Genomic DNA, 15156 nt, shown 5'->3' with positions numbered 1-15156 from the left:
TATTTTATGTCACTCATAAAGGGTATGTGAAAAGAGATATACAAGCATATTTGTAAAGAATAAGCAGAAATATGTTACAATAGAAAAAAATCGAACGAGGTGGTTGTTACGATGCGATCGAAGCGAGAACAAGCCATTTTAGACAATATAAAAGAATGGGAAGCGCAATTAGTTGAGCAAGAAGCGACCGATTTTCAGAAAGTGTTTGATAAATGGTTACATACTACAGTTGCGAAATTACCTGAGAAAAAGCGAAAAGAATTCTTCACGAAAGCAGATGGATGGCTCTTTCATTTGCATGCATTTATTCAAAGTTCACAAGCACAGTTAGACGCACGTAATCGGATTTTAGGAACATCGAGATTATTTGATGAATCGATTGAACAGCTTGAAGATTTGAAAGCATTATCTATTGATCAGTTAACATACATAGCAGAGCAGCAAACAGCACGTCATCGTCTATATTCATTTGTGCAAGGCGGGGCGACAGGTGCTGGAGGTTTATTATTATTAACGGCGGATTTTCCGGTTATGATCGCGTTAAATGTGAAGGCGGTCCAACTTATTGCAACATCATTTGGACATGATGTGAACAAGCCATATGAAATGATGCTTGCGTTAAAGGTGTTTCACGCGTCATTACTACCAGGAAGACTTCAGCAATACGCATGGTACAATTTATTGCAAGAGCTGGAACAAGAAGATTCGTTCTTTTATGAAGGAGACGAAGCAGTGTTACAAACAGCTTCTACTGAAGTTGTGTTAAAACAAATTTTGAAGACATTTTCGATTTATGCTCTTCGTCGTAAATTATTCCAAGGTATTCCGGTAATTGGAATGGCAATTGGATCTACAGTGAATTATCGTTTAACAAGAAACGTTACTGAATTTGCAAATAGATTTTATCAAGTGCGCCATATAGTCGAGAAAGAAAAAAGAGCATAAAAAAAAGCGAGAGGCCGAAGCCTTTCGCTTTTTTAATTTGTTGCATGTTTTTTGGACATTGGAACAGATACTGGCTGCTTTTCTGCTGTTTTTTCTGTTTTTGGATAATAAATTAAATCCAATGTTTTTGCCTGTACGGCAATCGAAAGAATAGTAAAAGCAATTTCTGTCCAATTTAAATAATATAATGAAAGCGCAAGAACAATCGCGTCAAAGACGAAGAAAATTTGCCCAATTGTAAAACGAGTTCGTTTACTTAATACAATTGTTAAAATATCGTCTCCACCGGTTGCACCGCCAAATCGCAATATAAAACCGAGTCCAATACCAGCTAACGCACCGCCAACTACTGCAGCTATAAATAAGTTATTTGATAAATCTACCGTAAATGGAGAATAATTTTCCATAAAGGAATAAAATACTCCGAATGAAATTGAACCTAAGAATGAGTAGCCAACCATTTTTCTACCTAAAAATGAAGCACACAGTAAAATAATTGGGATATCCATTAATACAGTTGAAATAGATGGTGAAATATCATAAAAGTTTTGAATGAATAGTGCAATTCCTACAAAGCCACCTTCTGTTAAGTGGTTTTGGAAGTGAATGTGATATAGCGCTGCTGCTAAAATAAATGAACCGATTAAAACCATAAAAATTTCTTTAATAATTTGCCGACTTTGGATGTTCCTCATCGTTATTCCTTCTTTCCGTAGTTAGTAGTCCTTTTTGTGTTGTAAACTAACTACGAGCTCACATGTAGCTTTCAGTTAGTTTACGAAAAAACTAACTACGCTATATGTCGCTGAAGAAATAACGAATAATCCTCTCGTCCATCAATTCTCCCTACCTTCGTTTTAGTTTAAGTCTTAAAACGACTAAACAAAACGTGGAGTAGGATTCGTCATTTAGCAATCCTGCTCTTCTTTGTTTTGTTTTGTTTAGTTAGTAACAATTAAGTCCTAAACAAAACGCTATGTGTAAGAAGAGTCTTTTTTTTGCCAAATTATCCTTCGGGCAATCATAATTTCCCCACTCTCGTATTTTTTTCGCTAGACTAAAGTATCTGAGCTAAAAAATACGCTACGTGTATGATTCGTCAATACGATGCCACATGCTCCTTCGAGCGATCATGATATCAAAATCCCTTCCTTCAAGATTTATACTATTATATCATACTTTTAAAAAATGTATGCGGATGGAAACCGACAATAAACGGAGGGAATCTACAAAAAATGTTATGTTTAAATATTTTTGTAGAAAAGCCTAAGTTATTTCGGAGGATTGGACAGTTTATAACGGTTTGTCCAATAAGTAAGAAAAAAAGGTTTTATTCCGTTGTGTTCTTTTCATCATTTTTATCTTTAAAAAACGCATCCCAACTAATCACACTTAAAAAAGTTAAAGCAATAATAACGAAAGCACGCATAAGCTTTAGACCTCCTTTTGTACATAGTATATGAATCATTCGATTTGGAATGTGTCATTTTTTTACAAATATTAACTATTATGAGAGTATATTAATATAGATAGATGAAGGGGAGAGTGAAGGTATGCTAAAAGACATGTTCAAAAGAAAAGAGTTAATATGCATTTCATGTCAGAAAAAAATTCAATATGAAGAAGAGCTTGTTGCTTTTGTAAAGTTGCCGAAAGAAAGAAGTATATTAGTTGGTCCATTCGATGTATGTTTGGCGAAAACAGCACAAGAAATATATTGTAAATCATGTTACGACAAAAAAGCATGACCCAAAGTAATTGAGGGGCATGCTTTTTTCATTGGTGTGCTTTCCCCTCAGATACATTTTGAGTGAGTCGATACCAAAGCCAAAGGTCATTAATGATGGAAGCAAGATCGGCAATTTCTGAATTTAGTTTACAAGAAACTTCGAAGTCTTCTTCGTTATTTAAATAATGTTGTTTTGTATTAATATAGTGCTCAAGTTCTTTTATACGATCAGGAATTTTCCCGCGAACTTGTTCCCATCTTAGTAAAATAGCATGTTGCATTTTTTCGGGGATTTCTTCCCAGTCTTCTTGTAAATGCGGAATTTCAATTCCTAGATGTTCATCGTATAAGAAATACTTTTCCATAAGTTCACCCCCGTTTTCCTGCTTATATTGTACAGAAAAACAGAAAGAAGTTCGACGAAATTGTTTGAAAAAATTTGAAAATGACTCTTGATACATTTTGTGAAAGGTGGTAAAGTGTGAATTATTATAAAAGAAAATGAATATTTATTCTTTAGGGGGATGCAAAATGGAGAAGAAAAAAGTTGTATTAGCATATTCCGGAGGTCTTGATACTTCCGTTGCAATTAAATGGTTACAAGAGAAGAATTATGATATTATCGCGCTTTGTTTAGACTTAGGGGAAGGGAAAGACTTAGGGTTTGTGAAAGAAAAGGCGCTTTCAGTTGGTGCAATTAAATCATATATGGTGGATGTCCAAGAAGAATTTGCGAATGAATATGCATTGATGGCGATGCAAGCACACACATTATACGAAGGGAAATACCCTCTTGTCTCTGCATTATCTCGTCCGCTTATTGCGAAGAAATTAGTGGAAATCGCAGAACAAGAAGGCGCAACTGCAGTTGCACACGGATGTACAGGGAAAGGAAATGACCAAGTTCGTTTTGAAGTTTCTATCCAAGCATTAAATCCTTACTTAGAAGTGATTGCGCCTGTACGTGAATGGAAATGGTCACGTGAAGAAGAAATTGCATATGCAAAAGAAAACGATGTACCAATTCCGATTAATTTAGATAGCCCGTTTTCAATCGATCAAAACTTATGGGGACGCAGCAACGAATGTGGAATTTTAGAAGATCCATGGGCAGCGCCGCCAGAAGATGCATATGAGATGACATTGGCATTAGAAGATACACCGAATAAACCAGAGTTTGTAGAAATCGGATTTGAAGCAGGCGTACCGACTACTTTAAATGGTACTGCATATTCACTTTCAGAATTAATTAAAACGTTAAATGCGCTTGCTGGAAAACACGGTGTTGGACGTATTGATCACGTAGAAAATCGTCTTGTCGGTATTAAATCTCGTGAAGTATACGAATGCCCAGCAGCAATGACGTTAATCACTGCGCATAAAGAGTTGGAAGATTTAACACACGTAAAAGAAGTAGCGCATTTTAAACCAGTGATTGAACAGAAAATAACAGAACTTATTTATAACGGTTTATGGTTCTCACCTTTAAAACAAGCGCTTCATGCATTTTTACAAGAAACGCAAAAGAATGTAACAGGTACAGTGCGTGTGAAATTATTTAAAGGTCATGCGATTGTAGAAGGGCGTAAATCTGAATACTCTTTATACGATGAAAAATTAGCAACATATACTGCTCAAGATGAATTTAATCATGATGCAGCAGTTGGATTCATTTCATTATTCGGTTTACCGACGAAAGTATACAGCCAAGTGAATCAAAAGAAGGTGGAAGCGTGAGCAAACTTTGGGGCGGACGATTTACGGAAGAAGCGGAAGCGTGGGTTGAAGAGTTTGGAGCATCCATCTCCTTCGATCAACAATTAGTAAATCAAGATATAAACGGGAGTATTGCACACGTAACGATGCTAGCAAAGCAAGGCATCGTTACGAAAGAAGAGGCAGAGAAAATAAAGATAGGTCTTCAATATTTATTAGAAGAAGCGAAACAAAATAAATTACATTTTTCGGTTGAAGCTGAAGATATTCATTTAAATATTGAAAAGATGTTAATTGAAAAAATCGGTGAAGTAGGAGGGAAACTTCATACAGGCCGAAGTCGTAACGATCAAGTGGCGACAGATATGCATTTGTATTTAAAAGAAAAGGTAGAACATATTATAAAAGCTACAAAACAATTGCAAACTGTTCTTGTTCAACAAGCAGAAAATAATATTGAAACCATTATGCCGGGCTATACGCACTTGCAGCGTGCCCAGCCGATTTCATTTGCTCATCATATTCTTGCTTACTTTTGGATGTTAGAGCGTGATGTGAATCGTTATGAAGATTCATTAAAGCGTATTAATATCTCCCCATTAGGAGCAGGAGCGCTAGCTGGGACGACATTCCCGATCGACCGAGAATATAGTGCGGAACTTCTTGGGTTTAATGGAATCTATGAAAATAGTTTAGATGCAGTAAGTGATCGTGATTTCATACTGGAGTTTTTAAGTAATTCATCTATGCTCATGATGCACTTATCACGTTTTTGTGAAGAACTTATTTTATGGAGTAGCCAAGAGTTTCAATTTATTGAAATGAGCGATCAATACGCAACTGGAAGCAGCATTATGCCGCAAAAGAAAAATCCGGATATGGCGGAACTAATCCGTGGTAAAACAGGCAGAGTATACGGTAATCTATTCAGTTTACTTACAGTAATGAAAGGATTACCACTCGCTTACAATAAAGACTTACAAGAAGATAAAGAAGGAATGTTTGATACAGTCAAAACAGTAGAAGGATGCCTTCATATTATGGCGGGCATGCTTGAAACGATGACTGTAAACAAAGAAAAAATGGGGCAAGCTGTGACGCAAGATTTCTCCAACGCAACAGAAATTGCCGACTACTTAGCAAACAAAGGACTACCATTCCGTCAAGCTCATGAAATTGTTGGGAAGTTAGTGCTACATTGCACACAAAAAGGAATTTATTTATTAGATGTCCCGCTTGAAACATATCAAGAAATGAGCTCTTTATTTGAAGAAGATTTGTATGAAGTTCTTTCACCATATGCGGCTGTAAAGCGTCGTAATAGTGCTGGTGGGACAGGGTTTGAACAAATCAAAAACGCTTTGGAGAAGGCGAAGGGGTTGACGAAAGAATTTATTAAGAATTGAGTTGGGAAGTACGCCAGTCTAGTAAAGTCTGGCGTACTTTGTTTTTTACTAATATTTAAATTACAATATAGTAAAAAATAACGATTTAGGGGAAGTCTATGAAAAAAATAGTGTTTATCATTGTACTGGTAATTAGTTTAATTGCAAATGCTAAAGTGTTTCTTTTGGACAAATATATGTATGTTGGTGAAAAAGAAAAGCGAGAAGAAGCGGTTATCGTAACGATGTGGCATTTGCAAGATAAAGGATATAAAGAAAGTGATATTTTATATATAAAACCGGCCTTTTATAGCAAAATGGATTCGTATGGTATGAATGTGCAGTTTAAAGATGAACCAAATGAATCATATACATATAGAGTTTTAAAAGATGCGAAAACAAATAAACTAACTGTACACCAAGATAGTAATGAGCCAGGTGGTATGGGCGGGAAGCATCAAGAGCTTAAATAAAGAAAGAAAACGACTGATGGCATTCGCCTGCAGTCGTTTTCTTTTAATTATACTTATGTCGATCTTCTGTAATTCGAATATACTCAATATCCATTAAATCACGAAGTAATGCACCATTACTTAGTTCAACGCCATGTTTTTCTTTAAAATGAGTGCGAATTGTATCTAGCATTTCAATTTCTTTTCCGTTTACGTCTAAAATAATGCGTTCAGAATCATCCATATAGCATCCTCCTTTTTTACACATATATATTTTGTCCGTCTATTTCTAAAAAATGTATGTTAACGTAATGTTAGGAAATAAGAAAGGGATGAGAAATGAGACGTATTTATTTTATAGGGCTAATTTTGTACACGCTAATTGTATTGCATGTTGCATTCCCAAACGTATTTTCATTTGGAAATGTAGAAACAGTACATGTTGCGATATTTATCTTTTCTCTATTTGTAGTAGATTGCTTTATTTCTATATGGCTTTCGAAAAGAAAAGATATACAAGGTAAAAAAGAAATGGAACGGAAAAAGAGAAAACGTTCATTTTGGATGATGACGTACTGTTTGTCTTTAGTGCTTACTGCTGCTTTTTTTAGTGAGCATATTCCATTAGAAAGATTAAATATTGGATTTGGAGCGTTCGTATTCGCATACTATTTTTTTATGCACTTTCTTCCTTATATGAAAGAAAAGCGAGGAGAAGAGGAAAATCCGCTTGTAGAAGAAGCGAAAGAACAAGAGCATAAGAGAATAGAAGGGGATATAAAGAAACTTGGAGAACAAAAATGGTATTTAAAATCAAAAATCATATATGTTCTTTGCTTCATTACGCCGCCAATTGGCTATTTGTCCGTCTTCTTACTTCGTAAAAAAATGACAGAAGATACAAAGCAAACGTATTTAACAGTTGCGACAATCATGATGGCATTATGGTCTTTGAAGTTTCTGCCGCCTTATGTATTGGCAATTACCGTTGTTGTCGTAGCATGTTTTGTGTTTATAGTGAAGTTGATAAAATGAAAAACACCAAGCCTATGTGGACTTGGTGTTTTATCTATAAATTAAAGCTCACCTTGCTCCTCATCACCACGAACAACAAGGACATCGCATTTCGCATAGCGAATAATATGTTCAGAGACGCTACCAATTAGGAAACGTTCAACAGCATTTAAACCAGTTGCACCACACATAATTAAATCTACTTTATGGTTTGGAGCGATTTCTTTTGAAATTTTAGATTTAGGATTACCAAATTCTAATACAGTTTCAATTTTTTCAAGACCAGCTTCAAGCGCAGTTTTTTTGTAGTCTTCTAATAAGTCTTCTGCAAATAGATTTGCACGTTCAGCAATTGCACGGCTATAAGCCTCTACTGCTGAGTACGCTTTTACATCAACGATATGAGCGATTGTTAATGTTGCATTGTTGCGCTTTGCGACTTGAATTGCTTTTTTAAAGGCTTTTTCTGCTTCTTTAGAACCATCCACCGCGATTAAAATATTTGTATATGTATTATTCATAGTAAATTCCTCCCAATCTGTTTTATAACTGTTTACAACTTAATTATAAAACAAATTTTGGTAACGTGCTTGCCAGAAACGTTACAGAATTTTGAAAACTCTGTTTCAATTCATTTTAGTTGTAATTGGAGCGAGAACTTGTTACATATGAAGTATAGCAATTTAAAAGGGGGCAGTTTTGTGAGACATGCGCTCATTACAGCCGGTACGAAAGGTTTAGGAAAGCAAGTAACAGAAAAGTTATTGGCTAAAGGCTATTCAGTAACAGTAACGTATCATAGCGATATCACGGCTATGGAAACGATGAAAGAAACATATAAAGATGTGGAAGAGCGTCTACAATTCGTGCAAGCAGATGTCACGAAAAAGGAAGATTTACATAAAATAGTAGAAGAAGCGATGAGCCGTTTTGGCAAAATTGACTTTTTAATTAATAATGCTGGTCCATATGTATTTGAACGAAAAAAGTTAGTTGATTATGAAGAAGATGAATGGAATGAAATGATTCAGGGAAATTTAACAGCGGTATTTCATTTATTAAAACTTGTTGTTCCGGTCATGAGAAAACAGAACTTTGGCCGTATTATTAATTACGGATTTCAAGGGGCGGATAGTGCACCGGGATGGATTTATCGTTCAGCTTTTGCCGCAGCGAAAGTAGGACTTGTTTCATTAACGAAAACAGTTGCTTATGAAGAAGCGGAGTATGGTATTACTGCGAACATGGTATGTCCTGGTGATATTATTGGCGATATGAAAGAGGCAACTATTCAAGAAGCACGTCAGCTGAAAGAGCATAACACACCGATTGGTAGATCTGGAACAGGTGAAGATATTGCAAGAACCATTTCGTTTTTATGTGAGGACGATTCCGATATGATTACCGGTACAATTATTGAAGTGACTGGTGCAGTGGATGTTATTCATAGACATCGATAGAATAAAATAAGATGAAGTTTCGAATAATTGGACAGTTTATCCATTGTGCTGAGAGGTGCGGATAATACTGTCCTTTAATATAAAATTAAATCTATCGGAAAACTTGTATTATTTTTTGTCAAATATTGAGATATTATGTTAAAATATAAGAGCGTAGAAAGCGCTTTAAAAAATGATTCAGGGGTCATTTCATAACTCAAGGGGGAACTAATCATGCGTATCGGTATTCCAACAGAAATTAAGAACAATGAAAACCGTGTGGCAATGACGCCAGCGGGAGCAGTACATTTAGTACAAAATGGTCACGAAGTTTTTGTTCAAAAAGGAGCAGGTTTAGGATCTGGCTTTACAGATGAAGAATACGTACAAGCTGGTGCGAAACTTGTAGAAACTGCTGAAGAAGCATGGAATCAAGATATGGTTATGAAGGTAAAAGAGCCAGTAGCAAGTGAATACGGCTATTTCCGTGAAGGTTTAATTTTATTCACATACTTACACTTAGCTCCAGAACCAGAATTAACGAAAGCATTAATCGATAACAAAGTTGCATCAATCGCATACGAAACAGTACAATTAGACAATCGTTCTTTACCATTACTTGCACCTATGAGTGAAGTAGCTGGTCGTATGTCTGCACAAATCGGTGCACAATTCCTTGAGAAAAACAAAGGCGGTAAAGGTATTTTACTTGCAGGCGTTCCAGGGGTAAAACGCGGCAAAGTAACAATCATCGGCGGTGGTCAAGCTGGTACAAACGCAGCTAAGATTGCAGTAGGTTTAGGTGCAGATGTAACAATCATTGACTTAAGTGCAGAACGTCTTCGTCAATTAGATGATATTTTCGGTAACCAAGTAAAAACATTAATGTCTAATCCATACAACATTGCAGAAGCTGTTAAAGAATCTGACCTTGTTATTGGAGCAGTATTAATTCCGGGTGCAAAAGCGCCAAAACTTGTAACTGAAGAAATGATTCAATCAATGGAACCAGGTTCTGTCGTTGTAGATATTGCGATTGACCAAGGTGGTATTTTCGAAACAACTGATCGTATTACAACTCATGACAACCCAACTTACGAAAAACATGGCGTTGTTCATTATGCAGTTGCTAATATGCCAGGTGCGGTTCCACGTACGTCAACTCTTGCATTAACAAACGTAACAGTACCATATGCAGTACAAATTGCGAACAAAGGCTATAAAGATGCTTGCCTAGGCAACTCTGCATTATTAAAAGGTATTAACACATTAGATGGATATGTAACATTCGAAGCAGTTGCAGAAGCTCACGGCTTACAATACGCTGATGCGAAAGAGCTACTTGAAAAAGCTCCTGCTTTATCATAATAGAAATACATTTGAGACCTTCCTTTTCATAAGGAGGGTCTTTTTTATATGGGGAAATAACATGTGAATAATTGTTATTTATTGGTGTAAATCGATTTTTATTATGATAATTTAGAATTATATAATAAAAGAGGGGATTCAATGGGGAGTAAAAAAAGGAAGCAAAAGCAAGCTAAAAGACAAAAGTACATAAAGAAAAAACAGAAACAGAACATACCTTTTTCACAAAAAGTAGTCATTATGATAGAAAAAACATTCCGGTATATTTGTATGGCTCTGTATGTAATTTTGTGTATGTATTCATTTGGAGTGTTTTACAGTTTTGGGATAACTCCCAATATTATTGAGAGCATTCTAGAATTTATACTTGTTGTAATAGAATTAGCCTTATTCGTTATACTCTTTGCTACAGTATGGCCTAGTCATGAAAGTAAAAAAGATAGAAAAAGAAGCAAAAAATCTTCATACGCTTCAAGCTCATCAAGTGGATTCGGTCACTACAGTAGCAGTGATTGTAGTAGCTCAAGTGATGGTGGAGGAGATTGCGGAGGTGGTGGAGATTAAGTTAATTTTTCAGAAGAACGACTAACGAAAGGATGGGATGAAATATGGAAACTGTGAACTTAATAGAATTAACAAAAGACATTCAAGATCAACATAAAAACTTCGTCGTTTCAAATATAAACAGTCATTGTTTACGAATCGCTGTATTTACTGGTGAATATGATTGGCACTATCATTCTAATTCGGATGAATTATTTATTGTGCTAGAGGGAGAATTACTTATTGATTTTGAAGATGGAGAAACAGCGGTTTTAAAGCCAAATGATTCTATTTTAATTCCAGCATGTACGATTCATAGAACGAGAGCATTAAAGAGAACGGTAAATCTTTGTTTTGAACATATAGAGGCTGATACGATTAAAGTGGAGCAATTATGAAAAAATTATCTGTAGCCGATTATAGAAAAGTTCTTCCGGTTTTAGAAGGTAATACAAGAACGACGACGTTTGCTTATGCGGTATGTGATCAAATGATAGATGGTGAGGTTTTTATAAACGGGCAATTAACAGCAGGATTAATTATTACAGCTAATGGTATCTATTATTTATTTGGTGATACGGATGATCAAAATTATAACGAAGAGTTATTTTCATATTTAAAAACGGCTATTGAAAAAACAGAGAAGAGATTTACACTGTTCACTTCGAGTGAAGAGTGGGAAATGATGATAGAAGAGCGTTTTAGTAATGTACTTCGGAACATCCCGCGAATGAAATTTCAAAGCGTAACCTTTGAAGAGAGTCAACGAGATTTTAACAAAAATACATATGAAGTGAAGCGTATTGATAGAAGAGATATAGAGCGCAGCAGTGAATTTAAAGAGGAGTACTACAAAGAGTATTGGGGATCAAAAGAAACGTTTTTGAACAGTGGTTTTGGATTTTGTATAGAACAAGATGGGATAATTGTAGCTGAATGTGTCTCAATATTTAGCGGGAATGGTTTTACTGAAATAGATATTGCAACACATGAAGTGCATCAAGGGAAAGGATTAGCTCAAGCTGTTGCAACAAGGTTCATTGAACATTGCATGCAAAATGACATTATACCGAGCTGGGATTGTTATGTAGACAATATTCCTTCGCGAAAATTAGCTAGTAAATTAAGTTTTTATCATCCAATAGAATATAGTTTGTTTGTACGTAAGAAAACGGGGGAATAAAAATGAATGTAGAATTAACAAGATTTAAAGTTAAGCCTGGTAAGAGTCATCGAGTAGATGAATGGATGCAGCTTCTTAATGACAATTTGAAAGAAGTGCTTTTGACATTAAACGACGAAAAGATGTACGTTGAGACAATTTTCCGGGAAATAAGAGATGGAGAAGAGTACTTATATTGGTATTCTGTGCAAGGAGAAGGTGGTATTTTTGTCGAAAATTCGCATCATGAAATTGATAAAAAGCACTTAGCATTTTGGTATGAATGTATCGATGAAGAAGCAACGTCTATTGATATGAAAACAGAAGTTGTTATGATTCAAGATGTTGTGAAGGAAGCGATGAAATAATAGATTGTTATTTTATAACCGTAAAATGATCTTCTTTTTTGTTGGAATATATATTATTGGAGATGCTGTAGGATGAAAATTAGTAATAAATATATCACTCTCGGTGAAATAGAAATAATAAGAGAACCTTTAAATAAATTGCATGAATATCATAATAATAAATCAAAACATTTTTCTGGTGATTATCCAAGAATGACATTTGAGGAACGTATTGAAAATTATAAACAGAATTCAAATTACGGAGAATATAGAATTGAATTATTAGTTGAGGCGGAAACAGATGATATATTAGGGTTTTGTATAGCGTATAGTAAAAGTGTAAGCGGAAAGATTGAAGTTTTATTCGTTGATGAAAAATACCGAAGAAACGGATTTGGCTTAAAATTAATGAATAGTGCAGTGGAATGGTTTAAAGCGAAGAAGATAGATGAAATTGAATTAACAGTAGTGTATGGAAATGAAGCTGTATCGTTTTATGAAAAGTTGGGGTTCTATCCTCGTTCAATTATTATGGCAACTAAGTCATAACGATAGTATGGGGAGAGAGGAGTGGGAGTTTTTGCTTCAAAAAAATGATTCATATTTTACTAAAATATATGTGAAAAGCGCATCAAAATGGATGTGCTTTTTATTATGAAAAAATTTATAAAAGCTGCATTTGAATATCTTTAAGTGAAAATAAAGAGGGATATCGAGAATATTTTAGGATAAACTATAAAGTGAAACTTTAATCAGTGGAGTGGTTCATCCCCCACTGATTATCAGCCCTCACCAATCGGGCTTTTACGGGCAGTCCGCCCCCCACCTAATTTCTTTGCTTCCGCTGAATTTTGATGTGAGGTCTTACTGCCCGTTAATGCGGGATAAAGAAATAAAAAACACCAAACCAAAAGACTTACCAATATACGGTATAGTCGTAACAGGAAAAACAGAGGATTTACAAAGTTTACAAGGGTCACCGTATATTAAGGCGGTTGTAAGAGGTGTAACAGTTGAGAAATATTGATTACAAGTAATTAATGTGAATAATCAGAAAATTTATGTTATAATATGGGAAAAGGAGGTTTATATGAGGCAAATACATGGAGCAATTTATATTTACATAACAATGTTTTTCGTGGCGATATCCTATGGGTTGGGGCACGTGTATTCGCATCCTATACTAACTTTTTTAAGTGGAGCATGTATGGCGTTTGCGCTTCTTGTCCACCTTTTCTCAGTTTGGATCGTGAAATTTCAATTAAATATTAGTGAAATAGAAGAAGGCACTTTTTGAGTGGCCTTCTTTTTTAATAATATTTTGGAAGCTCTTGGAGCAATTTTTCAATTTCGAATTCGGTTTCTTCACATATAGAAAGTGTGCGTAGTCTGAAAAATAAGCTACGTAAGAAAGATTTTGTATTTCCATATAAAAACTCGTACGATTCAATAGGTAGTGCTTGTTTTTGGACCAGTAATTGAGCTACTAAGTCACGAAGGGCTAATATGAGTATGTCTTCTTTTAGGCCATTTTGCAGCATTGCGACAATCGGATAAACGAGACGCTCGTCTTCTTCATATTTGTAGTAAATAGAATGGACACAAACTTTGTTTAACAAAGTTTTTAATATCTCTTCGTAATGTAAAGTTTCTAGTTTAGGACTATGAACAAGTGCCTTAAATGTATCGGAAGCATGTGCGATACTATGTGCCCAGCCGTGGTCTTGCACATATCCGCGGAAATCATGTTCATTGTTCATATATAGAATTAATTGATCTTTTACAGTTAAAATATCATTCTGTGATAAGAAATTATGAGTTGTATCTGCATCTATAATGAGCGCAATTAATAAGGTTGTAAATGCACGAGTAAATACAGCATCTTCATCATCTGAATGAATCTTATACAATAAATATTTTTCACCGATGCTTTCTAATAATAGTTTCTGTAATTGTGTGTGTGAAAGGTAGCGATTTTTGATGAGATGATAAAAAGTAGAGTAGATGAGTTTGTCCCTTAAATAGCTATTAGTATCGCCAATATGTTCAAGCATATTGGAACTTAAAGAATCAATGTTAAGTGTGTTATCCAGTATGTAATTATTATTACGAATTTCTTCTAATTGTTGTTGTAACATATAAATCCTCCTATTTTAGAAAATTCTGTATTTTAACAGTATAATAAAAGGAAGGAATAGGCAATGAATTTTGATGTGGGGATCTTACTGTCCGTAAATGCGGGATAAATAAGTGTATTTGAATGGAGGGGGCATTATGAAGAGAGCATTATTCTTTTTCATTAGTATTTTCTTTTTAGGAAGCTGTTCCATTTCGTATGTTAATTTTTCTAGTGAGAGCAAAAGTTGGACTGGACAATATAAAGGGCATATTAAGGATGACAGTGAAGATGGAATGTTTACGTTTCAATATAAGGGTGGGGATGGAAAGACAGAATTTAAAAACTTAGAGATTGCTATTAATGGGGCCTTTAGTACAATGACACAAACGTCAGAAGTTCATAAAGGAGCAAGGGTTGAAATAAAATCTTCTTGTGTAAGTTGTGCACCTCTATCTAAAGATGAACCGATAGAAGTTGTAATTAAATGGGATGATAAGTATGAGGAGAAGATGGTGTTAAATTTGAAGTAGCCTAGAGTGAGGAGTTAAAAATGAATAGGCATGTGAAAATTGTTATGTTTTTAAGTGTATTTCTAGTCATATTATCAGCGTGTACTACAAAACAAGTAGAGCAAGTAACGGTAAAAGAAGTCCCTAAAGAAGGGTATATCATATTAAGAAATGACACGGTATTTTTTGCCGATGATAAAACGTTTGAAACAAAAGTAGAGTTACAAAATTATATAGAACAACAAATGAATAAAGAGCATCCACCACATATAGTCTTGAGCTTTAAGGACAAAGACGCATATAAACAGTTAAAAACAGGGGATAAAATAAAAGTATGGTTTTCTCAAATACTTGAAAGCTATCCAGCAAGAATGATTGTAGAGAAATTTGAAATAGTAGAGGAATAAAAAAAGGCAGCATTCACGCTG

The 15156-nt window shown here is 34.9% G+C and carries 21 protein-coding genes and 1 pseudogene; 17 read left to right on the top strand and 5 right to left on the bottom strand.

Features of this window, described 5'->3' with window-relative positions; translation table 11 throughout:
• Positions 1-111: 111 nt before the first annotated feature.
• Positions 112-945: an EcsC family protein gene (locus ACS2FK_RS04770; RefSeq protein ID WP_001256853.1), complete on the top strand. Its 834-nt coding sequence runs from the start codon at positions 112-114 to the stop codon at positions 943-945.
• 32 nt (positions 946-977) lie between these two features.
• On the opposite strand, the gene ACS2FK_RS04765 is transcribed toward ACS2FK_RS04770, so the two are convergent.
• Positions 978-1640: a YitT family protein gene (locus ACS2FK_RS04765; RefSeq protein ID WP_001244515.1), complete on the bottom strand. Its 663-nt coding sequence runs from the start codon at positions 1638-1640 to the stop codon at positions 978-980.
• Positions 1641-2498: 858 nt separating this feature from the next.
• Between ACS2FK_RS04765 and ACS2FK_RS04760 the strand changes: the two genes are divergently transcribed.
• A complete protein-coding gene (locus ACS2FK_RS04760) occupies positions 2499-2693 on the top strand; it encodes a hypothetical protein (protein WP_000910273.1) in 195 nt (64 codons plus the stop codon).
• A gap of 28 nt (positions 2694-2721) precedes the next feature.
• On the opposite strand, the gene ACS2FK_RS04755 is transcribed toward ACS2FK_RS04760, so the two are convergent.
• On the bottom strand, positions 2722-3039 hold the full coding sequence (locus tag ACS2FK_RS04755; RefSeq protein WP_000417221.1) for a hypothetical protein: 318 nt from the start codon (positions 3037-3039) through the stop codon (positions 2722-2724).
• Positions 3040-3205: 166 nt separating this feature from the next.
• On the opposite strand from ACS2FK_RS04755, the gene ACS2FK_RS04750 reads away from it, so the two are divergent.
• The 3 genes from ACS2FK_RS04750 to ACS2FK_RS04740 all read left to right on the top strand — a co-directional run bounded on the left by ACS2FK_RS04750 (position 3206) and on the right by ACS2FK_RS04740 (position 6248).
• The gene (locus ACS2FK_RS04750) at positions 3206-4411 is read left to right on the top strand and encodes an argininosuccinate synthase (RefSeq protein ID WP_000412336.1); all 1206 of its coding nucleotides are present in this window, start codon (positions 3206-3208) and stop codon (positions 4409-4411) included.
• A complete protein-coding gene (argH, locus tag ACS2FK_RS04745) occupies positions 4408-5796 on the top strand; it encodes an argininosuccinate lyase (RefSeq protein ID WP_063548758.1) in 1389 nt (462 codons plus the stop codon). Before ACS2FK_RS04750 ends, argH begins: the two co-directional genes overlap by 4 nt.
• A 98-nt stretch (positions 5797-5894) precedes the next feature.
• Positions 5895-6248 (top strand): DUF3139 domain-containing protein, encoded by a 354-nt coding sequence (locus ACS2FK_RS04740; RefSeq protein ID WP_000724677.1) that lies wholly within the window; start codon positions 5895-5897, stop codon positions 6246-6248.
• Positions 6249-6291: 43 nt separating this feature from the next.
• Here the strand turns inward: ACS2FK_RS04740 and ACS2FK_RS04735 are convergent, their stop codons facing one another.
• Positions 6292-6471 carry a hypothetical protein gene (locus ACS2FK_RS04735; RefSeq protein WP_000342761.1) on the bottom strand — a complete coding sequence of 60 codons (180 nt, stop codon included), beginning with the start codon at positions 6469-6471 and terminating at the stop codon, positions 6292-6294.
• A 95-nt stretch (positions 6472-6566) separates the two neighbouring features.
• Between ACS2FK_RS04735 and ACS2FK_RS04730 the strand changes: the two genes are divergently transcribed.
• Positions 6567-7262, top strand: a complete 696-nt coding sequence (locus tag ACS2FK_RS04730) for a hypothetical protein (RefSeq protein ID WP_001252911.1) — start codon at positions 6567-6569, stop codon at positions 7260-7262.
• A 41-nt stretch (positions 7263-7303) separates the two neighbouring features.
• Here the strand turns inward: ACS2FK_RS04730 and ACS2FK_RS04725 are convergent, their stop codons facing one another.
• On the bottom strand, positions 7304-7762 hold the full coding sequence (locus ACS2FK_RS04725; protein ID WP_001066673.1) for a universal stress protein: 459 nt from the start codon (positions 7760-7762) through the stop codon (positions 7304-7306).
• A 147-nt stretch (positions 7763-7909) separates the two neighbouring features.
• On the opposite strand from ACS2FK_RS04725, the gene ACS2FK_RS04720 reads away from it, so the two are divergent.
• From ACS2FK_RS04720 to ACS2FK_RS04680, 9 genes and pseudogenes are all read left to right on the top strand, one after another.
• Entirely contained in the window at positions 7910-8701 is a 792-nt protein-coding gene (locus tag ACS2FK_RS04720; protein WP_002024902.1) for an SDR family oxidoreductase, read from the top strand.
• Between the two features lie 213 nt (positions 8702-8914).
• Positions 8915-10048, top strand: coding sequence for an alanine dehydrogenase (ald, locus tag ACS2FK_RS04715; RefSeq protein WP_001219401.1), 1134 nt, complete (start codon positions 8915-8917; stop codon positions 10046-10048).
• A 141-nt stretch (positions 10049-10189) separates the two neighbouring features.
• Positions 10190-10612 (top strand): hypothetical protein, encoded by a 423-nt coding sequence (locus tag ACS2FK_RS04710; RefSeq protein ID WP_000534958.1) that lies wholly within the window; start codon positions 10190-10192, stop codon positions 10610-10612.
• Between the two features lie 44 nt (positions 10613-10656).
• The gene (locus ACS2FK_RS04705) at positions 10657-10989 is read left to right on the top strand and encodes a cupin domain-containing protein (protein ID WP_000450933.1); all 333 of its coding nucleotides are present in this window, start codon (positions 10657-10659) and stop codon (positions 10987-10989) included.
• On the top strand, positions 10986-11774 hold the full coding sequence (locus ACS2FK_RS04700; RefSeq protein WP_063548756.1) for a GNAT family N-acetyltransferase: 789 nt from the start codon (positions 10986-10988) through the stop codon (positions 11772-11774). Before ACS2FK_RS04705 ends, ACS2FK_RS04700 begins: the two co-directional genes overlap by 4 nt.
• Before the next feature lie 2 nt (positions 11775-11776).
• Complete coding sequence (locus ACS2FK_RS04695) at positions 11777-12121, top strand: DUF6176 family protein (RefSeq protein WP_063548754.1); 345 nt, start codon at positions 11777-11779, stop codon at positions 12119-12121.
• 72 nt (positions 12122-12193) lie between these two features.
• Positions 12194-12649: a GNAT family N-acetyltransferase gene (locus ACS2FK_RS04690; protein ID WP_000703678.1), complete on the top strand. Its 456-nt coding sequence runs from the start codon at positions 12194-12196 to the stop codon at positions 12647-12649.
• 337 nt (positions 12650-12986) lie between these two features.
• A pseudogene (locus ACS2FK_RS04685) lies at positions 12987-13127 on the top strand (anti sigma factor C-terminal domain-containing protein); the annotation flags it as partial.
• 63 nt (positions 13128-13190) lie between these two features.
• Entirely contained in the window at positions 13191-13397 is a 207-nt protein-coding gene (locus ACS2FK_RS04680) for a hypothetical protein (protein WP_001248905.1), read from the top strand.
• A gap of 13 nt (positions 13398-13410) precedes the next feature.
• On the opposite strand, the gene ACS2FK_RS04675 is transcribed toward ACS2FK_RS04680, so the two are convergent.
• A complete protein-coding gene (locus tag ACS2FK_RS04675) occupies positions 13411-14238 on the bottom strand; it encodes a DUF2785 domain-containing protein (RefSeq protein WP_023523162.1) in 828 nt (275 codons plus the stop codon).
• 136 nt (positions 14239-14374) lie between these two features.
• Between ACS2FK_RS04675 and ACS2FK_RS04670 the strand changes: the two genes are divergently transcribed.
• Positions 14375-14749, top strand: a complete 375-nt coding sequence (locus ACS2FK_RS04670) for a hypothetical protein (RefSeq protein ID WP_000816700.1) — start codon at positions 14375-14377, stop codon at positions 14747-14749.
• A gap of 20 nt (positions 14750-14769) precedes the next feature.
• A complete protein-coding gene (locus tag ACS2FK_RS04665) occupies positions 14770-15135 on the top strand; it encodes a DUF3221 domain-containing protein (protein WP_063548752.1) in 366 nt (121 codons plus the stop codon).
• Positions 15136-15156 lie beyond the last annotated feature (21 nt).

The sequence above is a fragment of the Bacillus cereus group sp. BceL220 genome, assembly GCF_051776965.1.
GTDB lineage: Bacteria > Bacillota > Bacilli > Bacillales > Bacillaceae_G > Bacillus_A > Bacillus_A cereus.
Note: the sequence above shows the minus strand (reverse complement) of the source record. Positions and strands in the feature narration are given on the sequence as shown.